Origin of the sequence: Pseudomonas sp. B33.4 (assembly GCF_034555375.1) — a bacterium.
In the GTDB taxonomy this organism is placed as follows: domain Bacteria; phylum Pseudomonadota; class Gammaproteobacteria; order Pseudomonadales; family Pseudomonadaceae; genus Aquipseudomonas.
On sequence record NZ_CP140706.1, the window covers coordinates 6,444,376 to 6,465,136 of the forward strand.

Here is a 20,761-nt window from a genome sequence, read left to right on the forward strand (position 1 = left end):
CGCTCTTACTCTTTGTCCAGCTTGCCAACCAGCGACAGGGTGAAATCGGCACCCATGTACTTGAAGTGCGGACGCACGTTCAAGCTCACGCGGTACCAGCCCGGCTCGCCTTCAACGTCGCTGACGATCACTTGCGCAGCGCGCAGCGGACGACGGCCACGCACTTCGGCGCTCGGGTTTTCCTGGTCGGCAACGTACTGACGGATCCACTTGTTCAGTTCCAGCTCGAGGTCGGTACGTTCTTTCCACGAACCAAGTTGCTCGCGCTGCAGCACTTTCAAGTAGTGAGCCAGGCGGTTGACGATCATCATGTACGGCAGTTGGGTGCCGAGCTTGTAGTTCAGCTCTGCGGCCTTGCCTTCTGCGCTGATGCCGAAGAACTTCGGCTTCTGCACCGAACTCGCGGAGAAGAACGCCGCGTTATCGGAGCCTTTACGCATGGTCAGGGAGATGAAGCCTTCCTCGGCCAGTTCGTATTCACGACGGTCGGAAACCAGAACTTCAGTAGGGATCTTGGTTTCGATTTCGCCCATGCTTTCGAAGTGGTGCAACGGCAGATCTTCAACCGCGCCACCGCTCTGCGGGCCGATGATGTTCGGGCACCAGCGGAATTTGGCGAAGCTGTCGGTCAGCTTGGTGCCGAACGCGTAAGCAGTGTTGCCCCACAGGTAGTGCTCGTGGCTGTTGGCAACGGTTTCCTTGTACACGAACGATTTGACCGGGTTTTCTTCCGGATCGTACGGGTTACGCAGCAGGAAACGTGGCACGGTCAGGCCAACGTAGCGGGAGTCTTCCGAAGTACGGAAGCTCTGCCATTTGGCGAATTGCGGGCCTTCGAAGTGGTCTTTCAGATCTTTCAGATCCGGCAGGCCGGTGAAGCTTTCCAGGCCGAAGAATTTCGGGCCGGCCGCAGCGATGAACGGCGCGTGGGACATGCACGAAACGCTGGCCACGTACTGCATCAGCTTGACGTCTGGCGAGCTTGGCGACATGTAGTAGTTGGCGATGATCGCGCCCACAGGCTGACCACCGAACTGGCCGTATTCAGCGGTGTAGATGTGCTTGTACAGGCCCGACTGCATGACTTCCGGCGAATCTTCGAAATCGTCCAGCAGGTCTTCTTTCGAGACGTTGAGGATTTCGATCTTGATGTTTTCGCGGAAGTTGGTGCGATCGACCAGCAACTGCAGACCACGCCACGACGATTCCAGAGCCTGGAAGTCCGGGTGGTGCAGGATTTCATCCATCTGACGGCTGAGCTTGGCATCGATCTCGGCGATCATGCGGTCAACCATGGCCTTCTTGACCGGCTCACCGTTGTTCTGCGGCTTGAGCAGTTCTTCGATGAACGCCGACACACCGCGCTTGGCGATGTCGTAGGCTTCGTCGTCCGGAGTCAGACGGGTTTCGGCGATGATGCTGTCGAGAATGCTGTACTCGCCGTTGCCGGCGCTCTTCTCTTGTGCTGCGCTAGTGCTCATTGTGTTGGCTTCCTTGGCTGGAGTCTCAGGCGTCCGGGGCTGCGGCGTTCAGGCCCAGCTCACCGAGTACGCGACCGCGGGATTCGTCGTCGGCGAGCACGCCTTCGATCGCTTTACGGAACGCAGGTGCGTTACCCAGCGGGCCTTTGAGGGCCACCAGCGCATCGCGCAGTTCCATCAGTTTTTTCAGCTCAGGCACTTGCTCGACCAGGCTGGCCGGGTTGAAGTCCTTCATCGAATTGACGCGCAGTTGCACAGCCAGCTCGTCGGCCTCGCCATCTTCCTGCAGACGGTTCGGCACGCTCAGCGTCAGACCCAGTTCTTGCTTGGCCAACACTTCGTCGAAGGTCATCTTGTCGATGCTGATCGGCTTGCGATCTTCGATTTTGCGATCGTCCTTGCGGTGGGTGTAGTCACCGATTGCCAGCAGCTTCAGCGGCAGTTCAATCTCTTCCTGAGCACCGCCGGTGGCGGGTTTGAAGGTGACGTTGATGCGTTCCTTGGGGGCTACCGAGCCTTCTTTGGCCATGGCTTTTCTCCTTGCGGTTGTGGCCCTGGGGCCTATTCGAGTACCACTTCGAGGTCGAGGTGGCACAGCCTGCGATAAATCTCTTCCTTGCGTTCACGTACGGCATGGTTCTGCGGCAACAACTCGCAGCAGCTATGCAGTAAATGCAGCACTTCCAATGCAAGATCGGGCTCCCAGGCGTGCAGGCCTGAGTCCTGTAATGTCTGATCGAGGGTTTCCAGCTGGTTCTTGGCCAGTTCGTATTTCTTGGCCATGAAGCACAGGCGCGCGAGGGCGAACTGCCAGAAGAAGCGTTCGCGGCCACCGTGAGCGGATTGCAAACCCTGCTTGAGCGTCTGCACGGCGGGCTTCAGGCCTTCCTTGCGCAGCAGCGGCAGAACTTCTTCGAGGGCCTTTTCCCAGGCTGGCTGGGTTTCGACGTTTTCGCTTTCGACCTTGCGCGGCGCACTGGCGCTCTGCAGGTGCGGCATGACGTTGGCGGCGATCCAAGCCCGGGTGGACGGATCGGCAAACGGCGCGCCGTCATGGAAACGCAACTCGACAATGCCGGGCAGCCGTTGAACCAAAAGCGCGAAGTGGATTTCCACTTCGCGCATTGCCAGCTCGGCGTTGAGGTTCTGGAGACACTCCCAGACCATCCTCTGGCCATCGAACCAGAACGGCGCCTTCGCCAGGCTCGCCTCCAGTTCCACCAGCAGGTCGGCGTATTTGCCCTGATCGAAACGGTCCTGGTACAGCTTGAGTTTTTCCAGCGGCAGGCCGCGCAATACGGTGATCTGCTCGGCGTTGCGCTCCGGCACCGCGTCGATGGTCATCCACAGCAGCGTGCGATTGAGGCGCAGAGCGCGCAGGTCGGTGGCTTTCTGTTTGAGCCACCAGGCGCACAGCGGACGGGCGCTTTCCTGCTGGGCGCGCAGGGCTTTATGGGCGTCTCGTTCGTTGTCGATCGGTGCGCCCGGGGTGAGCAACTGGCTGGCAGCCTGCTTGACCTGCGCCACTGCCGCACCGACCACACCGGGGGCCGGCTGATTGTCGGCCGCGCGCTGGATCATGGTTTTCAGGCGACGGGAGATCGGCAGCAACAGCGGCGAGTCATCGCCCAGATGCTCAGCGCAAGCCGCTTCGAGACCGGACAGGTGCTCGGAGAGCTGCCGGAACATCGGCAACTGCTCTTTGATCGCAATGTTTTCGGTGATGACCTGCTCGAGACGCGGCACCAGCCAGCCGATGGCGGCGGCACGGGTGCGGGGTTTGAGCGGGTGAACGTCGGCCCAGTTATTTTCCGACAGATGGTGCAGCAGACCGAGGCCGGCCAGCAGCCCGGGGAAGGATTCACGCTGGTACAGCGACCAGGTCAGCCAGGCGCCGACACGCAGATCCTTGGATTGGGTACGCAGCAGGTTTTCGCTGTTTTCGCGAATTTTCAGCCAGTCGATCTGCCCGCTTTCGTGCATCGACGAGGCTTTGGCCAGCTCGCTTTCCAGCGCCTCGAATTCGCTCGAAAAACGAACGTCTTCGCCCGCGAAATTCTCTTTGGAAACAGAGACTTTAGCGAGTTCGAGGTAATGGGCGGAAAGTTTGCTTGAGTAGGACATCCATGGCCTTTATTAAGGATTACAGTCAGGCGCCTATTGGAGTTGCGGCGGCGCGGGACAGTATCGAAGAGCGGTGAAGCGACTCATCCAATTGAGATGTGCTCTTTCAAGTGGGCGCATCGTAATCACTATGATGGCCACTAGCAAGCATCTGATTAAACAACAAGACGAAGTGTTCATTGGGGTCTGTAGGAGATTGCCCTATATGTCACAAGGGAATCCCTGATAGTCATTTATATTCGCCACATTTCTCTCTCCCCCGCCAATGCCCTGAGCTAGAGCGCTTCTGTACGGCGAGACGACATCCTCCCGGACGTTCGTCCCATTACAGAGCGGCAAGCATGACAACTCTTGAAAAAAATAGAAGTAGGACACTTCCGAAAATGCATCAGCCTCTTTGAACAATTCAGCGAGGACAATGATAAACAGAAAAAGTGCCATCAATTTGATGGCAAAGTATTTTTGTGAAACTTTCCCAGCCCCGTAAACACTGCACATTCGTGCTAACTCAATAAATATCGAAGTACTCTCCTACAGCCAGTTCCTTCAATTCATACAACGTTTTACAACCCGGAAGTCTCTGACAAATGACAGAGACACTTCTTACATCAATTTATTTCCCGCGCCGCTAGCGTGCCTTGGCAAATTTTTTATGCGTGGCGATCACGGAGGATCGGACACCGCGCAATGACTCACTTTGCTTAAGGACAAGCCTATGTTCGGTACGGGCAATTGCGCGCTGTTTACCCTGCAAATTCCTGCTTTTCGTCACGACTTCAAGGTGCTTTCGTTTAACGGCGCTGAAGCCGTCAGTCAGCTGTATGCCATCCGTGTCGCACTGGTGAGCGAGCGGACTGATGTCGATCTGGAAGCGTTGCTAAGCCGACCTGCGTTCCTGCAATTCGGCGCCAATCAGGAAGGCATTCACGGGCGCATCGAAAACATAATGCTGGCGGAGTCCGGCAAACGCCTGACTCGCTATGAGCTCACGCTGGTGCCCGCGCTGCACTACCTGCAGTTCAGTCGCGACCAGCGGATTTTCCAGAACCTGACAGTGCCCCAAATTGTCGCGCAGGTTCTGCAACGGCAGGGCATTCAGCCCGATGACTTCACCTTCAATGTCACCACCCGTGCAGTGCGTGAGTACTGCACGCAATACGGCGAGGACGACTTCCGTTATATCCAGCGCCTGTGCGCCGAGGACGGCATCGCGTGGCATCACCAGCACTCGGTTGACAGGCATTTGCTGGTGTTCAGCGACAGTCAGGTGTTTTTCCCAAAATTGGGAGCGACCGCTTTTCAGCCTGACAGCGGCATGGTTGCAGAACATCCGGTGGTCAATCACCTCACCATGGGCTTCAACACTCGCACCAGCACGGTCACCCGCCGCGACTATGACCTGAAACGCCCGAGCCTGTTGCTGGAGAGTCGCTTCACCGCCGAATTCACGCCCGAACTTGAAGACTATCGTTATCCGCTGCTCATGACGTCTGAGAAGCACGGCAAACAGCAGGCGCGCCAAGCACTGGAGCGGCACCGCAGCGACTATCAATGGATTGAGGGCAAGAGCAATCAAGCGATATTGCGCAGCGGTCACCTTTTCGACCTGACCGAACATCCGCGACCGGACTGCAACGAGATGTGGTTGCTGCTGAACATCACTCATGAAGGCAAGCAGCCCCAAGTGCTGGAAGAGGCTTTCAGCAGCGATGACAAAACAGCTGATGGCTTCACTCAAGGTTATCGCAATACCTTCAAGGCCATCCCGGCCGACGTGCTTTACCGCCCGCCACTGCCAGCGCCAAGACCTGTGCTGGTTTGCCAGACCGCACGAGTCACCGGGCCGCCCGGAAGAGAGACGTTCTGCGACGAATACGGCAGGGTTCGCGTCGAGTTTCCATGGGACCGGGCAGAACTCAATAGCGAGAAAAGCAGTTGCTGGATACGCGTTGCCTCCAGCTGGGCCGGGGAAGGTTTCGGGGCGATGACGATTCCGCGCATCGGCATGGAAGTGGTCGTGACATTTCAGGAGGGTGACCCGGATCAACCGCTGATCACCGGGTGCGTGCCCAACAAGATCACATCCGCCGCCTATGCATTGCCAGCCAACGAGACCAGAACGGTCTTGCGCACTCAAAGCTCACCGCGCAATGGCGGTTACAACGAGTTGTCGATCGAAGACCGTGCCGGACAGGAAAAAATCTACCTGCGGGCTCAACGTGACATCGAGCAAGTGATCCTCAACGACCGCCTCGAACAGGTGGGCAATAACAGCACCACCCTGATCGCAGGCAAAGAACTGCGCACCCAGCACGGCGTGCGCAGCACGGTGATCAATGCCGATGATCTGCTGACGATCAGCGGCACCAGCAGCCTGACCGCAGGATCCCTGGTAATTCACGCCGGTCAGCAGGCGCACATTTCGGCCAGCAACGTGGTGATCGATGCGGGCATGAGCCTGACGCTCACCGCCGGTGGTCACCACATCGTGATCAACGCCGGCGGAATATTCAGCAGCGTCCCGATCGTGCAGGGCGGCGCCCCTCTGGCGGGTATTGCACCGATACAGGCAACACAGGCCCCGGCCGGTAAAACCCTTGCCGACATCGCCAGCCCGGCGTCCATCGTCGCGGGTGCCCGCCAGCAGGCCGCGGACTATTGCCCACTTTGCGAGGCCTGCCGTGCCGGCCAGTGCAGCATCGGAGAAGTCGCATGAGCACACTCGAACAATGGCTGAACGCACAATCGCGATCCGATCGCGCACTGTTTCTGATGCTCGACTCGCTCGATCAACCTGAAGAATGTAATGCCCTGACGCAAGAACTCGGCACCGAACACGCTCGCAATTTATATGTGGGTACAGCGGCGAACTCACTGGCGCAGAGCGGTCCGTTTCTGTTTCAGATCGGTAGCGTCAGACATCCGCTGGTCCAGACCCTGTTGAACACACCTGAACGGGCTTGGGGCTGGCTGGCCAGTGCCGGTCACGCGGATCTGGATGCTCTGGCTGCGCACTGGCGCGAACGCATAATCACCGGCGAGTCGCCAAACCTGGCGGTGTATCGCGTACACGACAACCGTGTACTCGGCCGTGCCCTGGCCCATCTGCAACCAGCGCAGTACGCCGAGCTGCTTGGGCCGATCATCAGCGTTTGCTACTGGCAGGACCCGCAATGGTCCGTCGCCGATAACCCAGCTCCCGGCACTTACCCGCTGCCGGCCGAACCACCCTGGTTGAACACGCCAATACCAGAAACAGTGCGCGCCAACGTGCTGTTCGATAACACCCGACGCTATCTGGTGCGAGAGCACGTCGAAGCACTGGCGTCGCTGGCCGAGCAGCATGATGTGGATGACTGGTTGTGGGCACAGATTCAACTGAGTCACCTGTGGCAGTGGCACCAACCGGAGCAGGTGCACTTTTTACTGACCCAGAGTTTGAAAGCACCGGATTATCTGCCACCCAAAAACTGGCTGCCTAAACCTGAAGAAGACCCCGCGGCGCATTTCGAACGGTTGTATCAGCAGGCGCTGTATTGGCAGGGGGAGGGGTCTATATGAGGGGTTCATTACGCTGGGCGACGCTGGGCAGTTGCCTTGCCCTGACCTTGGGTTGCTCCGCCGTCGGCAAGCCGAACTCGTTTACGTTCGTTCCCGATTTCCCAGCTGATTTCACGTATGAACTCAAAGCTATCTACCTTCCCGCGCAAGGCGAAACATGCACCTTGCCGGTAAAGCGAGATTTTTGGGTCAGTTTCAATAAACCCGGCATGGAATACATCAGTACTGCCGAGATCGAGCTGTACAGAACCGAGAGTGAGTGCCCGCTAGCGCTCAACCATGTTGAGATCAAGATCATCGGAGTGATTGGCAGAGACGAGAAACGAAGCTACTCGGGATATGACTATGCCTCGTTCGCCGTACGTCCGGAATTATTGGAACGACAGATGGGTACCTTCGGTGATGACGGCGCGGGCGAGTTTTTCGGTGAATGCCAATGGCTGTTCCGCACCGTTGGCCCGAAGCGCTACATCACGAAAATACTCACCTGCAAAAAAATGGATGAGCAGGGCAACGTCCGCAGGGGTCGTCCCTCCACTGCGTACACGTTGACTCAGCTATCGGGAAAAACGGTAAGGCTGAAGGTCAAGTTGGCCGATGAGGAAAAGCCGGCATTTGGTGACACGTGGGTCAAAGTCCCTGGCGGCTGGAAGCGCTGTATGGGGAAAGGCTTTGAGGATCAGGACGCGTTCTGTTTCGGCAATTACGAAGACTTCAGCACCTTCAAAATGTTGGATGAGCGCGTCTGCACCATCTACCCGGGCTGCACAGAAAACAAGGAAGAAACCCAATGAGCGTTGAACCATTGGCCGCCAGTGATGCGAGCTTTATGCAAGGCAACATACACGCCTGCCCTTTACGTGGCCATACGACCACGTTTCAGCTAGTGGACGAATTTGGCGACGGCAAACCCTATGCCGGGTTGACTTATGAAGTCATTGATTACGAAGACACCGTCTATTCCGGAAAACTGGATGCTACTGGCTCTGGCAAAGTCATTGATCATTACTGTGGCCCCGTCACTCTAAAACTCAATCAGTTTTATCAGGGCAAAGAGGAAACCTACGCTCGGCTGAAGCAACGACCACATTACCCACTCCCCATTACCGAACTCCAGGTACGCGCCGAACAAACCCGCTTTTTCCACACAACAGGTGTACGCACCCAAGCCAACCCGGCAAAAAATCTCACCGACACCCATGCCTATTACCAGGTCGAGGTGAGTGAACTGGTCAAGCATGTGGCGCACCTACCGCCGCTGGCGCAGCGCCGCGACCCACCAAACATGCTGGTGCACAAACTGCTGCGGTCCGCGCCCAAAAGCAGAACTTTCAAGCAGGTTGATACAACTGCACCGGATGGCGGGCTAAGTGCAATTTTCAATCAGGAAGACATGGCCACGGTCGAGCTGGGGTTTTTCCCGCCTCCACCCAAACCCAAGGGCATTGCCCTGCTGCCAAACAAACATCACGTGTTGGAAGTTCGCCCAATGCGGGCGCTGCGGCCGATGCTGTCGACCAGCGACGATTTCTGCGCACTCAACCTCTATCAACTGTCCTTGCTGGCCACCCTGAGCTATAGCGATTTCGGACAGGAACCGAACACGCAACCGGTGGAAACCGACAGCGTAAGCTTCCCCCTGCAGCCCAGCAGCGGCAACTGGTTCGGCCATGCCCTGGCGCAGTTTGATGAGTTATGGCAAGTCGATGCTGCGCAAACGCAAAAGTACTACCCGCTGTACGAAGAAGTGCCTTATTCGAAACGCCTGGAAGTGGTTCCGTTCGACCCGCAACTCTACCCCGAAGTGAACGACCCGGCGTTGGGTGATGAGCAAGAAAATCCGGCCAAACTGCACTTTCTTGATGACCGCAACAAAGACAACAGTACCGACACCCAAGCCTTCATCTGCCACCACGACGAACTGATCCTCATCAGCGTGCGCGGCACCAGTGAAATATGGCCCGACGGCCTGCGTGATGGCGATGCTTATCAGGTTGCGTTCGAAGAAGGCGAAGGCAAGGTGCACCGAGGTTTCTACGGCGGGGCTCTGGCGGCATACCCCTTTATCGTGACCTATCTGGATAAGTTCTACAGCGGGCAAAAGCTGCTGATCACCGGGCATAGCCTGGGCGGTGCAGTGGCTTTGATACTGTCCGAAATGCTGCGCCGTGATAAGCGTTTCGACCCCGACATCGTGCTCTACACCTACGGCGCCCCTCGCGCCGGCGACACCACTTTCATCGAAAGTGCCAAGGCGTTGATCCACCACCGCATCGTCAACCAGAACGACCCGGTTCCGAGCGTACCCGCCACATGGATGAACACCTTTGCCAAACCAGAGCCGATGTATATCGCCAATGGAGCAGTGCTGGTTATTACCCCCGCTGCCGGTTTTGCCTTGCTTGTCTGGGGAATGACCAACTTCTTTGGTGACGATTACGGACACCACGGTGCACTGCGCCATTTCATGCCCGTAGTGTTTGGCAAGGAACACCAATCCTCCATTCTCTGGCAGCCGGGCTGCAGCATTATCAACGATCACGGCTGTGCCGAAGCCTTGCGAAATATCAATGGCCTGCCCAAGCGCGGCTCTTTTCTGAAGCAGCTCTTCGCGGCAGGCGATCACTCGATGGTCGGCAGCTACATCCCCGGCTGCTGGGCCAGCCTGCGCCGCTGGCAGGAGGCGCAGCAGCTCAAACGCTCTTTGGTCACACCCCGGGAGTTCGAATGGGTCAGCGGCGCATTGGAAAATATCAGAAAGCAACTGCGTGCCGTTGAGCGCGAGATCCAGGCCCACCCCAGCGCCTATGTCCGCCACCAGGAAAGAAATCACAAGACCACGGTTCTCAACAACGAAATAGACAAAATCAAAATGACCCATGACCGCCTGGTCGCTCTGCGCGGCCAGCGCGTCACCGAAGCCGACGTTTACGGCAGCTATGCCGACCAGCCCGAGTGGGTGCAGGAAAACCTGGTGCGCTGGAACGCTCACCCGGAAAACCTCGTCCAGGAACAACTGGCGATGATTCCGACAGCCGCCGAAGACCACGATGCCGCCATCGCCGCAATGACCAGTGGCCATGCGGTTGGCGCGCCGTTTCAGCTGGATATTGATTCGATTGTGTAGCGGCTAAACAACGCGCGGACAAATCTTGGCTATGCCAGAATCCAACGCCCACAGAATCTGCACCCTCTACAACGGCTGGTAAGGAGCTTCACCTCATGGAATTGAAAACCCTATTTTTCGCAGCACTTATTTGGCTGCCAATCACCCAAGCATCAGCAGACACCCCCTCACTGGACGGCCATTACTACCTGTCCGGCGCCATGGAAATGGGCGCCGAATTGCTGCTGCGCAAGGACGGTACTTTTGATGCGGGCGTGGCGTACGGCAGTGCTGACGGTTTTGCCAAAGGCACTTGGCAAGTGGACAAGGAAATACTGACGCTGAAAAGTGCAACCAAGCCTGCTTCCGATAACGATTTGTCTGTCCTGTTCGAGGATCTGCAATTGGCTATTGAGCCAAACTGCCTGGCCGTGGACTTCGGCAACGGCAAGGCCTGCTTCCGGCGTCAATAAGCCGATTTACAGCCACAAAAAATGGGCACCCGACCGCAATCGGTGTGCCCATTTTTTATTACGATGTTCCCCCGCTATTCAGGGGATCCGCCGCTTATGGATTGACGCTGTCTTTCAACGATTTGCCTGGCTTGAACGCAACGGTGTTGCTGGCCTTGATTTTGACCGGTTCACCGGTCTGCGGGTTTTTGCCGGTGCGGGCGCCGCGGTGGCGTTGCAGGAAGGTGCCGAAGCCGACCAGCGTCACGCTGTCCTTGCGGTGCAGAGCGCCGGTGATTTCTTCGAGAACGGCGTTGAGTACGCGGTTGGCCTGTTCTTTGGTCAGATCTGCTTTTTCAGCGATTGCAGCGGCGAGTTCTGGTTTACGCATTAGTGAAGCCCCTTTGACGGTTTTTTGTTGTTATGTCCGTGCTGTTCTCGTTGGAACAGCGCCCAAGGCGCCGCAGGCTCTACTCTGCGGCAGACGGGAGTGAGAATGGCACGCGGATACCGGCGGCGCCAGTCTCCCCGCGACCTTTGTAGGGGCAAAAGCGGGGTGATTCCGACAGAACGACCGGTATTTACGCCAGCAGGGCCGGAAGCTGTTTGTTCAGGGCGAGTTTTTCCAGCACCGCGGCGCCGGTCAGCGCGTAGCCGAGCAACTGGCCGTCGGCGCTGTGACACAGGGCCTTTATGTCGGCGCCCTGCCCTTCAACCGTCCAGACGCCTTCGCTGCCCCGTGGCGGCGGCGAAACCACCAATGGGCACACCGGAGTTTTCACGGTGATCGGCATCGGACCGTAGCTCACGGCAGTCAGGTTGCCCGCCAGGGTTTGTGCCAGCGCTCGCGCACAACTCATGAGGGGCATCACGTACAGCAGATTCAGCCCGTCGACTTCAGCGCAGTCGCCCAAGGCGTAAATATTGGCGTGGGAAGTTTTCAGGTGCCGATCAACCACGACACCGCGATTGACTTGTACACCGGCAGCCGCCGCCAGATCGATGCGAGGACGCAGGCCAATGGCCGAAACAACCACGTCGCATGGGATGACCTGGCCGTCGGATAGATGCGCTTCGAGGCCGTCAGCGACTTTCTGCAAGCGGGTCAGTACCGGGCCGAGATGAAATTTCGCACCGAGACTTTCCAGCCCGGCCTGCACGGCTGCCGCAGCCGCCGGGTGCAGCAGCATCGGCATGACCTGTTCACAGGGTGCAACCAGTTGCACTTCGTAGCCGCCGAGGATCAGGTCGTTGGCGAATTCGCAGCCGATCAGGCCGGCGCCGAGCAGCAGCACCCGACGCTTGCCCGCCGCAGCGGCACGGAAACGCGCATAGTCTTCGAGATCGTTGATCGGGAATACCAGCTCCGCGCCATCGCCTTCGATTGGCACGCGTACGGTTTCTGCGCCCCAGGCGAGAATCAGGTCACGGTAATAAACCGCTTCTTCGCCGATCCACAGGCGTTTATGGCCGGCGTCGATGCCGCTGATGCGCGTGTGGGTGCGCACTTCGGCTTTCAACTGCTCGGCCATCGCACCCGGTTCAGCCATGCTCAGACCATCAGCGTCCTTGTTCTTGCCGAAACCAGTGGAGAGCATCGGTTTGGAGTAAGAGCGGCCGTCATCGGCAGTGATCAGCAGCAGCGGGGTTTCGCTGTCGAGCTTGCGAAATTCGCGGGCCAGGTTATAGCCCGCAAGGCCAGTGCCAATGATGACGACAGGTGCGCTCATGCCTTACTCCTTTGTTTTTCTTGCTTAGTTGATTTCGATCATTTCGAAGTCCATCTTGCCGACGCCGCAGTCCGGGCACAGCCAGTCTTCCGGTACGTCCTGCCACAGGGTGCCCGGCGCAATGCCGTCATCCGGCCAGCCGTCGGCTTCGTTGTAAATCAGGCCGCAGACCACACATTGCCACTTTTTCATTCAGGTACTTCCTCAGGGTTCAGGCTTGGTGCCGGCGCGGACGGTCGATGGAGTTGCACTGCCATCCGGCTCAGGGCGTTTTGTACTGATGGTGCCGGGCAGATGCAAGCCTGTTCGGCGCAATGGCGACCCGGGTCACTCAATATCGCAGCTCGCCATGGTAAGCTCGCCGCCTCATTTGCGGCCAATAATGACTCATTGTGCAACATTCAAATGCCTGCCCGACCTCGCTCTGGCTGACCCAAAGCCGACTGACGCCCCTCCCCGATTCGTTGACCCTCGACTGGTTGTTCGACGAAGGCTCCCTCACCCGCCGACTGACCCGGCTGTCCAATGATGGCTTCAGTGTCACGCCGTTGTTCGAAGGCTGGGACACCCTGCGCGCTGACGAATGCGCCGCACTGGATCTGGCCGACGGCAGCGAAGGCTGGGTGCGCGAAGTGTATCTGCGCGGCCACGGCGAGGCCTGGGTGTTTGCCCGCAGCGTGGCATCGCGCGAAGCCTTGCAGGGCGACGGTTTGCACATGGATGAGCTGGGCAGCCGCTCGCTGGGCGAATTGCTGTTTTGTGATCAAGCGTTTCAGCGTCGCGCCCTCGAAGTTTGCCACTACCCTGAACAATGGCTGCCGGAAGCCGCCAAAGCGCCGGAACTGTGGGGCCGCCGTTCGCGTTTTGACCGTGGCGCTTTGAGCGTGCTGGTGGCGGAGATTTTCCTGCCAAGCCTGTGGAGCGCTGCCCGCGCCCATCCGGAGAATTGCTGATGTATCAGAGTCTGCTCAAGTCCCTGAACCGCTTGAACCCGCGCGCCTGGGACTTCATTCAATTGACCCGTATGGACAAGCCGATTGGCATTTACCTGCTGCTGTGGCCGACCCTGTGGGCGCTGTGGATTGCTGGCAAAGGCTCGCCGTCGCTGGCCAACGTGGTGATTTTTGTCCTCGGCGTGATCCTGACCCGCGCCGGTGGCTGCGTGATCAACGACTGGGCCGATCGCAAGGTCGACGGCTACGTCAAACGTACCGCACAGCGGCCATTGGCTGCCGGCAGAATCAGCTCGAAAGAAGCGCTGGTGTTCTTTGCGCTGTTGATGGGCGTGAGTTTCCTGCTGGTGCTGTGCACCAATGCGCCGACGATCTGGCTGTCGCTGGGCGGGCTGGCGCTGGCCTTCACTTATCCGTTCATGAAGCGTTACACCTATTACCCGCAAGTGGTGCTGGGCGCAGCGTTCTCGTGGGGTATGCCGATGGCATTCACTGCCGAGACCGGGGAGTTGCCGGCAGCGGCGTGGCTGCTGTGGATCGCCAACCTGCTGTGGACGGTGGGTTACGACACCTATTACGCGATGACCGATCGCGATGACGATTTGAAGATTGGCGTGAAATCCACGGCGATCCTGTTCGGCGAGGCGGATCGGGTGATCATCCTGAGCTTGCAGGCGTTGTCGCTGGGGTGCCTGTTGCTGGCGGGGTCGAAGTTCGAGTTGGGTGTCTGGTTCCATCTCGGCTTGCTGGTGGCTGCCGGGTGTTATGCGTGGGAGTTCTGGTACACCCGCGATCGTGACCGCATGCGCTGCTTCAAAGCGTTCTTGCACAACCACTGGGCCGGGTTGGCGATTTTCGTCGGGATTGTGCTGGATTACGCGTTGCGCTAAGGATTCAAACCTGTGGGAGCGAGCCTGCTCGCGAAGGCGTCGTGTCAGTCAGCCAATGCGTTAACTGACACAGCGCTTTCGCGAGCAGGCTCGCTCCCACAGGGACGCAGTTGCTGCAGGACTCAGTGTTTCGGCATGTGCCACATGTCCTTGAACCCTTCCCCCTTCATGTCGCCTGGTTTTTCATCCATTTTGAAGGTGTAAAGCGGCTTGCCGTCATATGCCCATTGCATCATGCCGTCATCACGCTTGATGGGGGTGAATTTGCCTTCAGCCTTGGCTCCCGCCGGCGCCATCATCGGCGGCCAGTTCTTCGCGCAATCGCCGTTGCACATCGATTTACCGCCCGTGTCCTTGTCGAAGGTGTACACGGTCATGCCTTTGTGGTCGGTCATCATGCCGTCTTTCATCATGACCGGGTCAGCGGCGAACGCCATCGACGGTAATGCAATGGCAGCGGCAAGCAGCAGTGCTTTGAAAGAAACAGTCATTTGAGTCATGGAAACCTTCTTTTGTGGTTGTCAGGATTCGGACTTAGAGCTTAGTTGAGGATTTGCACAATCGCCGCCGGACTAAAATACTGTCACACGACTGCAATAATTCCGTTATCTAATGCGGCGCAAGACAGTTAAATGACAAGAGGATTAAGGCATGGTTGGCAGGAGCATTCTGATCGTCGACGACGAAGCGCCCATTCGCGAAATGATCGCCGTTGCGTTGGAAATGGCCGGCTATGACTGCCTCGAGGCAGAGAACTCGCAGCAGGCCCACGCCATCATCGTCGACCGCAAGCCGGACCTGATCCTGCTCGACTGGATGCTGCCCGGCACCTCTGGTATCGAACTGGCCCGTCGCCTGAAGCGCGATGAACTGACCGGGGACATCCCGATCATCATGCTCACCGCCAAGGGCGAAGAGGACAACAAGATCCAGGGCCTGGAAGTCGGCGCCGACGACTACATCACCAAACCGTTTTCCCCGCGCGAACTGGTCGCCCGTCTCAAAGCCGTGCTGCGCCGTGCCGGCCCGACCGACGGCGAAGCACCGATCGAAGTCGGCGGCCTGCTGCTCGACCCGATCAGCCACCGCGTGACCATTGACGGCAAACCTGCCGAGATGGGCCCGACCGAATACCGTCTGCTGCAATTCTTCATGACCCACCAGGAACGCGCCTACACCCGTGGCCAGTTGCTGGATCAGGTCTGGGGCGGCAACGTCTATGTTGAAGAGCGCACCGTCGACGTGCACATCCGGCGCCTGCGCAAGGCCCTCGGCGACGCCTACGAAAATCTGGTACAAACCGTGCGCGGCACCGGCTACCGGTTTTCCACCAAAGCATAAAAAAACAGCTGCAAGCTTCTAGCTACAAGCGGCAAGTAACAGCGAGCCGCTCTGACTTGTAGCTTGCAGCTTGAAACTTGAAGCTGCGGCTAAGGACGCCCCCGTGAATCAAAACTGGCATGGCACCCTGATTCGCCACATGCTGTTGCTGGTCACAGCGTGTCTGGTGATCGGCCTGATCACCGGCTATTACGGCTGGAGCCTCGCGGCGGGCCTGGGGATTTATCTGGGCTGGACGCTCAAGCAATTACTGCGGCTGCACGAATGGCTGCGCCAGCACCAACCCGACGAAGCACCGCCCGATGGCTATGGCCTGTGGGGCGAAGTGTTCGACAGCATCTACCACCTGCAACGCCGCGATCAACGGGTGCGCGGGCGCCTGCAAGCGGTGATCGACCGGGTGCAGGAGTCCACCGCCGCGCTGAAAGACGCAGTGATCATGCTCGACAGCGACGGCAACCTGGAATGGTGGAACCGTGCCGCCGAAACCCTGCTCGGTCTCAAGACCCCGCAAGACAGTGGCCAACCGGTGACCAACCTGGTGCGCCATCCGCGCTTCAAGGAATACTTCGAGCAGGACAGCTACGCCGAGCCGCTGGAAATCCCCTCGCCGACCAACGATCGCGTGCGCATTCAGCTGTACCTGACCCGCTACGGCAACAATGAACATTTGATGCTGGTGCGCGACGTCACGCGCATCCATCAGCTGGAACAGATGCGCAAAGACTTCATCGCCAACGTCTCCCACGAGTTGCGCACGCCGCTGACGGTGATCTGCGGCTACCTGGAAACCCTGCTCGACAACGTCGAGGAAGTGAATCCGCGCTGGAGCCGCGCCCTGCAGCAGATGCAACAACAGGGCGGGCGCATGCAGACGCTGCTCAACGATTTGCTGCTGCTGGCGAAACTGGAAGCCACCGATTACCCGTCCGACAACCAGCCGGTGCAGGTCGACTCGCTGCTGCAATCGATCAAGAGCGATGCGCAGCAATTGTCCGGCGCGAAGAACCAGCGCATCACCCTCGAAGCCGACGCCGGCCTGCTGCTCAAAGGCAGCGAAGCGGAATTGCGCAGTGCGTTTTCCAATCTGGTGTTCAACGCCGTGAAATACACCCCGGCCGAGGGCAACATCCGTATTCGCTGGTGGGGCGACGACCAGGGCGCACACCTCAGCGTGCAGGATTCCGGGATCGGCATCGACAGCAAACACCTGCCGCGCCTGACCGAACGCTTCTACCGTGTCGACTCCAGCCGCAACTCCAACACTGGCGGCACCGGGCTTGGTCTGGCCATCGTCAAACACGTACTGCTGCGCCACCGCGCACGCATGGAGATCAGCAGCGTGCCCGGTCACGGCAGCACATTCACCTGCCATTTCGCCCCGGCGCAAGTGGCCCAGGCGCGGGCGATCAGCGCCGCTGAGTAATGTCGCACTAGGCAATCGCCAGGTCAGCCGCTACATTGGCTGACTTGTGCCTGCCTTTCAGGCGCGACTTTTACCTCTCTTGAATCACACGGAACCCGCAAAACTCCATCATGGACCCTTCCCCTGGCTTGTCCCTCGCAACAATATTCGCCGATTTCGGCATGATCCTTTTTGCTCTGATCCTGGTTTTGCTCAACGGCTTTTTCGTTGCGGCGGAATTCGCCATGGTCAAACTGCGCTCGACCCGGGTCGAGGCCATCGCTGATCAGAACGGCTGGCGCGGACACATCCTGCGCACCGTACACAGTCAGCTCGATGCGTATCTGTCGGCGTGTCAGCTCGGTATCACCCTCGCCTCTCTCGGCCTCGGCTGGGTCGGTGAACCGGCCTTCGCACACATTCTCGAGCCGCTGCTGAGTGCGGTCGGCGTGCAGTCGCCGGAAATCGTCAAAGGCGTGTCGTTCTTTACCGCGTTCTTCATCATTTCCTACCTGCACATCGTCGTCGGCGAACTGGCCCCGAAATCGTGGGCGATCCGCAAACCCGAGCTGCTGTCGCTGTGGACGGCGGTGCCGTTGTACCTGTTCTACTGGGCGATGTACCCGGCGATCTACCTGCTCAACGCCAGCGCCAACGCGATTCTGCGTATCGCCGGCCAGGGCGAACCCGGCCCGCACCACGAACACCATTACAGCCGTGAAGAACTGAAACTGATCCTGCACTCCAGCCGTGGCCAGGATCCGAGCGATCAGGGCATGCGCGTTTTGGCCTCGGCGGTGGAAATGGGCGAGCTGGAGGTGGTCGACTGGGCCAACTCCCGCGAAGACCTGATCACCCTTGAATTCAACGCGCCGCTGAAAGAAATCCTCGCGATGTTCCGTCGCCACAAGTTCAGCCGTTATCCGGTGTACGACAGCGAGCGACAGGAGTTCGTCGGCCTGCTGCACATCAAGGATCTGCTGCTGGAACTGGCAGCACTGGATCACATTCCCGAGTCGTTCAACCTCGCTGAACTGACCCGTCCGCTGGAGCGCGTGTCGCGCCATATGCCGTTGTCGCAGTTGCTGGAGCAGTTCCGCAAGGGTGGCTCGCACTTCGCCGTGGTCGAGGAGGCTGACGGCAACATCATCGGCTACCTGACCATGGAAGACGTGCTGGAAGTGCTGGTCGGCGACATTCAGGACGAACACCGCAAGGCTGAGCGCGGCATCCTTGCCTATCAGCCGGGCAAACTGCTGGTGCGTGGTGACACGCCGTTGTTCAAGGTTGAACGCCTGCTGGGTATCGACCTTGATCACATCGAAGCGGAAACCCTCGCCGGGCTGGTTTATGAAACCCTGAAACGGGTGCCGGAAGAGGAAGAAGTGCTGGAAGTCGAAGGCCTGCGGATCATCATCAAGAAGATGAAAGGGCCGAAGATTGTGCTGGCCAAGGTGTTGATGCTGGATTGAGTGCAATGCGGGAAACCGCGTTGCCTGCTAAAAGATCGCAGCCTGCGGCAGCTCCTACATGGGAATGCAATCCCTGTAGGAGCTGCCGCAGGCTGCGATCTTTTGCTTTTAGAAGCTTACTGCTTGCCCAACGCAAAGTTGGGCAACGCCCCCAGCGGCTGGTTGAACTGATACGGAATCGACACCAACCCTTCCCCGGTATTGCGCTGCACCACAAAGTGCAGGTGCGGGCCGCTGCTGTTGCCAGTGTTGCCTGACAGCGCCAGCGGACTGCCCACGGTCACCCTTTGTCCTTCGCGCACGCTTACCGAACCTTGTTTGAGGTGCAGGTACACGCCCATGGTGCCGTCGTCGTGTAGCACCCGCACGAAATTGCCGGAAGCATCATTACCGCGCCCGCTCTGGGAATTCTCGGTCTTCACCACCACCCCGGCCCGCGCGGCAATGATCGGCGTGCCGACCGGCATGGCGATGTCCATCGCGTACTTGTTCTTCGGCCCGTAGTGGCTGTATTGGCCGTTGGCGCCCTGACTCAGGCGAAACGGCCCACCGCGCCATGGCAGCGGATAACGATAGCCCTGTGCGGTTCCAGCGGGGTCACCGAGGGAATAGTGAAATTGCGGCGTGTACACCAGCGGCTGCTTGCCGGACACCGCCGTCAGCAATGCCAACCGCGTATTGCTGCGCGCCGGCAGCACCCGGCGGATGGTTTGTGCCGGCGCGCCGCGCACATTGCTCATCCCGGTGAACGCCAGCGCCACCTCGACCGGCGCATACAGATCGTTGCGCACGAAGACCACGTCGGCACCCTTCTGCTTTTTGATGTCGAGGTACACCTGCCGCTCCAGACGCTCGACCATGCGGTCCTGAAAAACGAACACCTGCGCGCCTTTGCTCGGCCGGTCACTGTACGAGACCACGCCGTTGGCATCGGTGGACTTGTAAATGGTCATGGCCACAGCCGAGGTGGAGGCCATGAAGAGACCACAGAAAAACAGCAGGCGCGCGAGCATGGGCAAGAGTCTGTCGAAAGGAAGGCCTGGAAATGAGCCTAGCAGGTGAAGCAGACCAGGCTAGTCGACAGATGTTTCAATTTGCCCAGCGCACAAAGCAAAAGATCGCAGCCTTCGGCAGCTCCTACAGGGAAAATGCATTCCAATGTAGGAGCTGCCGAAGGCTGCGATCTTTTCACAGACGCCGATCACGCGCCCGGAACGAAGTGCTTCTGCGCCGTGCCGCGTGCGATCAGGCGGGAAATGTAGTCGAGCTTCTGCGCATCCTGATCGACGAAACGGAAGGTCAGTTGCAGCCAGTCGCTGTCCGGTTTCGGCTCGAACGCGACAACCGCGTGCAAGTAACCGTTGAGACGGGCGATTTCGGCGTTGTCGCCCTGCTCCAGGTCGAGCACGGCGCTGTCGAGGATCTGCGGCAGGGTCTCGGTGCGTTTCACCACCAACAACGCTTCCTTGATGCTCAAAGCCTTGATCACGCATTGCTGAGTACCGCTTGGCAGGCGCAATTGGCCTTGGCCACGACCGCTGGCCGGAGCCGATGCGGCGGCTGGTGCCTTGACCGGTGGGCTGTTGAGCAGGCCACGGGATGGCGCAGCAGCGGGCGCTGGCGCGGCAGCAACCGGTTTGGCAAACGGGTTGACCGCTGCGGCCGCCGGCGCACCACCGACCACGGCAGGCTTGCCGCCAGTCAATGCGCTCAGCGAATCGTTGCCGAACGCCGAGTTCATTTTGGTCGGCGCACTGTTCATCAGGGTGTCGAGCTTGCCGACCTTGTTCAGCGCCTGTTTGACCTTGGTCAGTAGTTGCTCGTTGGTGAACGGCTTGCTGACGTAGCCGGAAACGCCGGCCTGAATCGCCTGCACGACGTTTTCCTTGTCGCCACGGCTGGTGACCATGACGAACGGCATGGTCTTTAGGTTGTCTTGCTCGCGGCACCAGGTCAGCAGCTCGAGACCGGACATTTCCGGCATTTCCCAGTCGCACAGGACCAGGTCGAACGCCTCTTTGGCCAGCATGGCCTGAGCCTTTTTACCGTTGACGGCGTCCTCGGTGCGGATCCCCGGGAAGTAATTACGCAGGCACTTTTTCACCAAGTCACGAATGAACGAAGCATCGTCCACGACCAACACACTGATCTTGCTCATCCAACACCCCTATTAAAATCCCGGCAAGCATAACGCTGGCTGATGGCACATTGCCAAAACTCTTCAGTCACGCCGGGACTTTTCGTTC

Annotated in this window: 19 protein-coding genes; 10 read left to right on the forward strand and 9 right to left on the reverse strand. The window is 58.8% G+C overall.

The features are described from left to right. Nucleotides 1–5: 5 nt before the first annotated feature. From tssC to tssA, 3 genes are read right to left on the reverse strand one after another with little or no spacing between them, the layout of a single operon-like run. Nucleotides 6–1,481, reverse strand: coding sequence for a type VI secretion system contractile sheath large subunit (gene tssC, locus U6037_RS28680; RefSeq protein WP_007920272.1), 1,476 nt, complete (start codon nt 1,479–1,481; stop codon nt 6–8). A 25-nt stretch (nt 1,482–1,506) separates the two neighbouring features. After that, nucleotides 1,507–2,010, reverse strand: a complete 504-nt coding sequence (tssB, locus tag U6037_RS28685) for a type VI secretion system contractile sheath small subunit (RefSeq protein ID WP_003229587.1) — start codon at nt 2,008–2,010, stop codon at nt 1,507–1,509. A gap of 32 nt (nt 2,011–2,042) precedes the next feature. Next, nucleotides 2,043–3,605 carry a type VI secretion system protein TssA gene (gene tssA, locus U6037_RS28690; protein ID WP_007920270.1) on the reverse strand — a complete coding sequence of 521 codons (1,563 nt, stop codon included), beginning with the start codon at nt 3,603–3,605 and terminating at the stop codon, nt 2,043–2,045. Nucleotides 3,606–4,320: 715 nt separating this feature from the next. Here tssA and U6037_RS28695 point away from each other — a divergent pair. From U6037_RS28695 to U6037_RS28715, 5 genes are all read left to right on the forward strand, one after another. Further along, nucleotides 4,321–6,321, forward strand: coding sequence for a type VI secretion system tip protein VgrG (locus tag U6037_RS28695; RefSeq protein ID WP_322845288.1), 2,001 nt, complete (start codon nt 4,321–4,323; stop codon nt 6,319–6,321). Beyond that, complete coding sequence (locus U6037_RS28700; protein WP_322845289.1) at nt 6,318–7,166, forward strand: DUF4123 domain-containing protein; 849 nt, start codon at nt 6,318–6,320, stop codon at nt 7,164–7,166. The genes U6037_RS28695 and U6037_RS28700 overlap by 4 nt, the downstream gene beginning before the upstream one ends. Next, nucleotides 7,163–7,960: a hypothetical protein gene (locus tag U6037_RS28705; RefSeq protein ID WP_322845290.1), complete on the forward strand. Its 798-nt coding sequence runs from the start codon at nt 7,163–7,165 to the stop codon at nt 7,958–7,960. Before U6037_RS28700 ends, U6037_RS28705 begins: the two co-directional genes overlap by 4 nt. Further along, entirely contained in the window at nt 7,957–10,293 is a 2,337-nt protein-coding gene (locus U6037_RS28710) for a lipase family protein (protein WP_322845291.1), read from the forward strand. The genes U6037_RS28705 and U6037_RS28710 overlap by 4 nt, the downstream gene beginning before the upstream one ends. A gap of 95 nt (nt 10,294–10,388) precedes the next feature. Further along, nucleotides 10,389–10,745: a hypothetical protein gene (locus U6037_RS28715; protein WP_322845292.1), complete on the forward strand. Its 357-nt coding sequence runs from the start codon at nt 10,389–10,391 to the stop codon at nt 10,743–10,745. A 94-nt stretch (nt 10,746–10,839) separates the two neighbouring features. Here U6037_RS28715 and U6037_RS28720 read toward each other — a convergent pair whose 3' ends face one another. The 3 genes from U6037_RS28720 to U6037_RS28730 all read right to left on the reverse strand — a co-directional run bounded on the left by U6037_RS28720 (nt 10,840) and on the right by U6037_RS28730 (nt 12,646). Next, nucleotides 10,840–11,115: an HU family DNA-binding protein gene (locus U6037_RS28720; RefSeq protein ID WP_003213368.1), complete on the reverse strand. Its 276-nt coding sequence runs from the start codon at nt 11,113–11,115 to the stop codon at nt 10,840–10,842. A gap of 190 nt (nt 11,116–11,305) precedes the next feature. Then, the gene (locus tag U6037_RS28725; RefSeq protein ID WP_322845293.1) at nt 11,306–12,454 is read right to left on the reverse strand and encodes an NAD(P)/FAD-dependent oxidoreductase; all 1,149 of its coding nucleotides are present in this window, start codon (nt 12,452–12,454) and stop codon (nt 11,306–11,308) included. Nucleotides 12,455–12,478: 24 nt separating this feature from the next. Continuing rightward, a complete protein-coding gene (locus U6037_RS28730) occupies nt 12,479–12,646 on the reverse strand; it encodes a rubredoxin (RefSeq protein WP_007954349.1) in 168 nt (55 codons plus the stop codon). A 200-nt stretch (nt 12,647–12,846) separates the two neighbouring features. Between U6037_RS28730 and U6037_RS28735 the strand changes: the two genes are divergently transcribed. Together U6037_RS28735 and ubiA are read left to right on the forward strand one after the other, a co-directional pair. Further along, nucleotides 12,847–13,407 carry a chorismate--pyruvate lyase family protein gene (locus U6037_RS28735; RefSeq protein WP_322845294.1) on the forward strand — a complete coding sequence of 187 codons (561 nt, stop codon included), beginning with the start codon at nt 12,847–12,849 and terminating at the stop codon, nt 13,405–13,407. Further along, nucleotides 13,407–14,297, forward strand: a complete 891-nt coding sequence (ubiA, locus tag U6037_RS28740) for a 4-hydroxybenzoate octaprenyltransferase (RefSeq protein WP_322845295.1) — start codon at nt 13,407–13,409, stop codon at nt 14,295–14,297. Before U6037_RS28735 ends, ubiA begins: the two co-directional genes overlap by 1 nt. A 122-nt stretch (nt 14,298–14,419) precedes the next feature. Here ubiA and U6037_RS28745 read toward each other — a convergent pair whose 3' ends face one another. Beyond that, nucleotides 14,420–14,797: a hypothetical protein gene (locus U6037_RS28745; RefSeq protein ID WP_322845296.1), complete on the reverse strand. Its 378-nt coding sequence runs from the start codon at nt 14,795–14,797 to the stop codon at nt 14,420–14,422. 151 nt (nt 14,798–14,948) lie between these two features. Between U6037_RS28745 and phoB the strand changes: the two genes are divergently transcribed. From phoB to U6037_RS28760, 3 genes are all read left to right on the forward strand, one after another. Beyond that, the gene (gene phoB, locus U6037_RS28750) at nt 14,949–15,638 is read left to right on the forward strand and encodes a phosphate regulon transcriptional regulator PhoB (RefSeq protein WP_007896474.1); all 690 of its coding nucleotides are present in this window, start codon (nt 14,949–14,951) and stop codon (nt 15,636–15,638) included. Between the two features lie 139 nt (nt 15,639–15,777). Beyond that, nucleotides 15,778–17,064 (forward strand): phosphate regulon sensor histidine kinase PhoR, encoded by a 1,287-nt coding sequence (phoR, locus tag U6037_RS28755; protein WP_322847373.1) that lies wholly within the window; start codon nt 15,778–15,780, stop codon nt 17,062–17,064. Between the two features lie 110 nt (nt 17,065–17,174). After that, nucleotides 17,175–18,515 (forward strand): hemolysin family protein, encoded by a 1,341-nt coding sequence (locus tag U6037_RS28760; protein ID WP_007920256.1) that lies wholly within the window; start codon nt 17,175–17,177, stop codon nt 18,513–18,515. A gap of 116 nt (nt 18,516–18,631) precedes the next feature. Here the strand turns inward: U6037_RS28760 and U6037_RS28765 are convergent, their stop codons facing one another. Together U6037_RS28765 and U6037_RS28770 are read right to left on the reverse strand one after the other, a co-directional pair. Next, complete coding sequence (locus tag U6037_RS28765; RefSeq protein ID WP_322845297.1) at nt 18,632–19,528, reverse strand: M23 family metallopeptidase; 897 nt, start codon at nt 19,526–19,528, stop codon at nt 18,632–18,634. A gap of 188 nt (nt 19,529–19,716) precedes the next feature. Further along, a complete protein-coding gene (locus U6037_RS28770) occupies nt 19,717–20,673 on the reverse strand; it encodes a response regulator (RefSeq protein WP_322845298.1) in 957 nt (318 codons plus the stop codon). Nucleotides 20,674–20,761 lie beyond the last annotated feature (88 nt).

Bases quoted from the DNA above. Each gene is read 5' to 3' on its own strand.
- tssC (WP_007920272.1), bottom strand. From the start codon at position 1,481: ATGAGCACTAGCGCAGCACAAGAGAAGAGCGCCGGCAACGGCGAGTAC.
- tssB (WP_003229587.1), bottom strand. From the start codon at position 2,010: ATGGCCAAAGAAGGCTCGGTAGCCCCCAAGGAACGCATCAACGTCACC.
- tssA (WP_007920270.1), bottom strand. From the start codon at position 3,605: ATGTCCTACTCAAGCAAACTTTCCGCCCATTACCTCGAACTCGCTAAA.
- U6037_RS28695 (WP_322845288.1), top strand. From the start codon at position 4,321: ATGTTCGGTACGGGCAATTGCGCGCTGTTTACCCTGCAAATTCCTGCT.
- U6037_RS28700 (WP_322845289.1), top strand. From the start codon at position 6,318: ATGAGCACACTCGAACAATGGCTGAACGCACAATCGCGATCCGATCGC.
- U6037_RS28705 (WP_322845290.1), top strand. From the start codon at position 7,163: ATGAGGGGTTCATTACGCTGGGCGACGCTGGGCAGTTGCCTTGCCCTG.
- U6037_RS28710 (WP_322845291.1), top strand. From the start codon at position 7,957: ATGAGCGTTGAACCATTGGCCGCCAGTGATGCGAGCTTTATGCAAGGC.
- U6037_RS28715 (WP_322845292.1), top strand. From the start codon at position 10,389: ATGGAATTGAAAACCCTATTTTTCGCAGCACTTATTTGGCTGCCAATC.
- U6037_RS28720 (WP_003213368.1), bottom strand. From the start codon at position 11,115: ATGCGTAAACCAGAACTCGCCGCTGCAATCGCTGAAAAAGCAGATCTG.
- U6037_RS28725 (WP_322845293.1), bottom strand. From the start codon at position 12,454: ATGAGCGCACCTGTCGTCATCATTGGCACTGGCCTTGCGGGCTATAAC.
- U6037_RS28730 (WP_007954349.1), bottom strand. From the start codon at position 12,646: ATGAAAAAGTGGCAATGTGTGGTCTGCGGCCTGATTTACAACGAAGCC.
- ubiA (WP_322845295.1), top strand. From the start codon at position 13,407: ATGTATCAGAGTCTGCTCAAGTCCCTGAACCGCTTGAACCCGCGCGCC.
- U6037_RS28745 (WP_322845296.1), bottom strand. From the start codon at position 14,797: ATGACTCAAATGACTGTTTCTTTCAAAGCACTGCTGCTTGCCGCTGCC.
- phoB (WP_007896474.1), top strand. From the start codon at position 14,949: ATGGTTGGCAGGAGCATTCTGATCGTCGACGACGAAGCGCCCATTCGC.
- phoR (WP_322847373.1), top strand. From the start codon at position 15,778: ATGCTGTTGCTGGTCACAGCGTGTCTGGTGATCGGCCTGATCACCGGC.
- U6037_RS28760 (WP_007920256.1), top strand. From the start codon at position 17,175: ATGGACCCTTCCCCTGGCTTGTCCCTCGCAACAATATTCGCCGATTTC.
- U6037_RS28765 (WP_322845297.1), bottom strand. From the start codon at position 19,528: ATGCTCGCGCGCCTGCTGTTTTTCTGTGGTCTCTTCATGGCCTCCACC.
- U6037_RS28770 (WP_322845298.1), bottom strand. From the start codon at position 20,673: ATGAGCAAGATCAGTGTGTTGGTCGTGGACGATGCTTCGTTCATTCGT.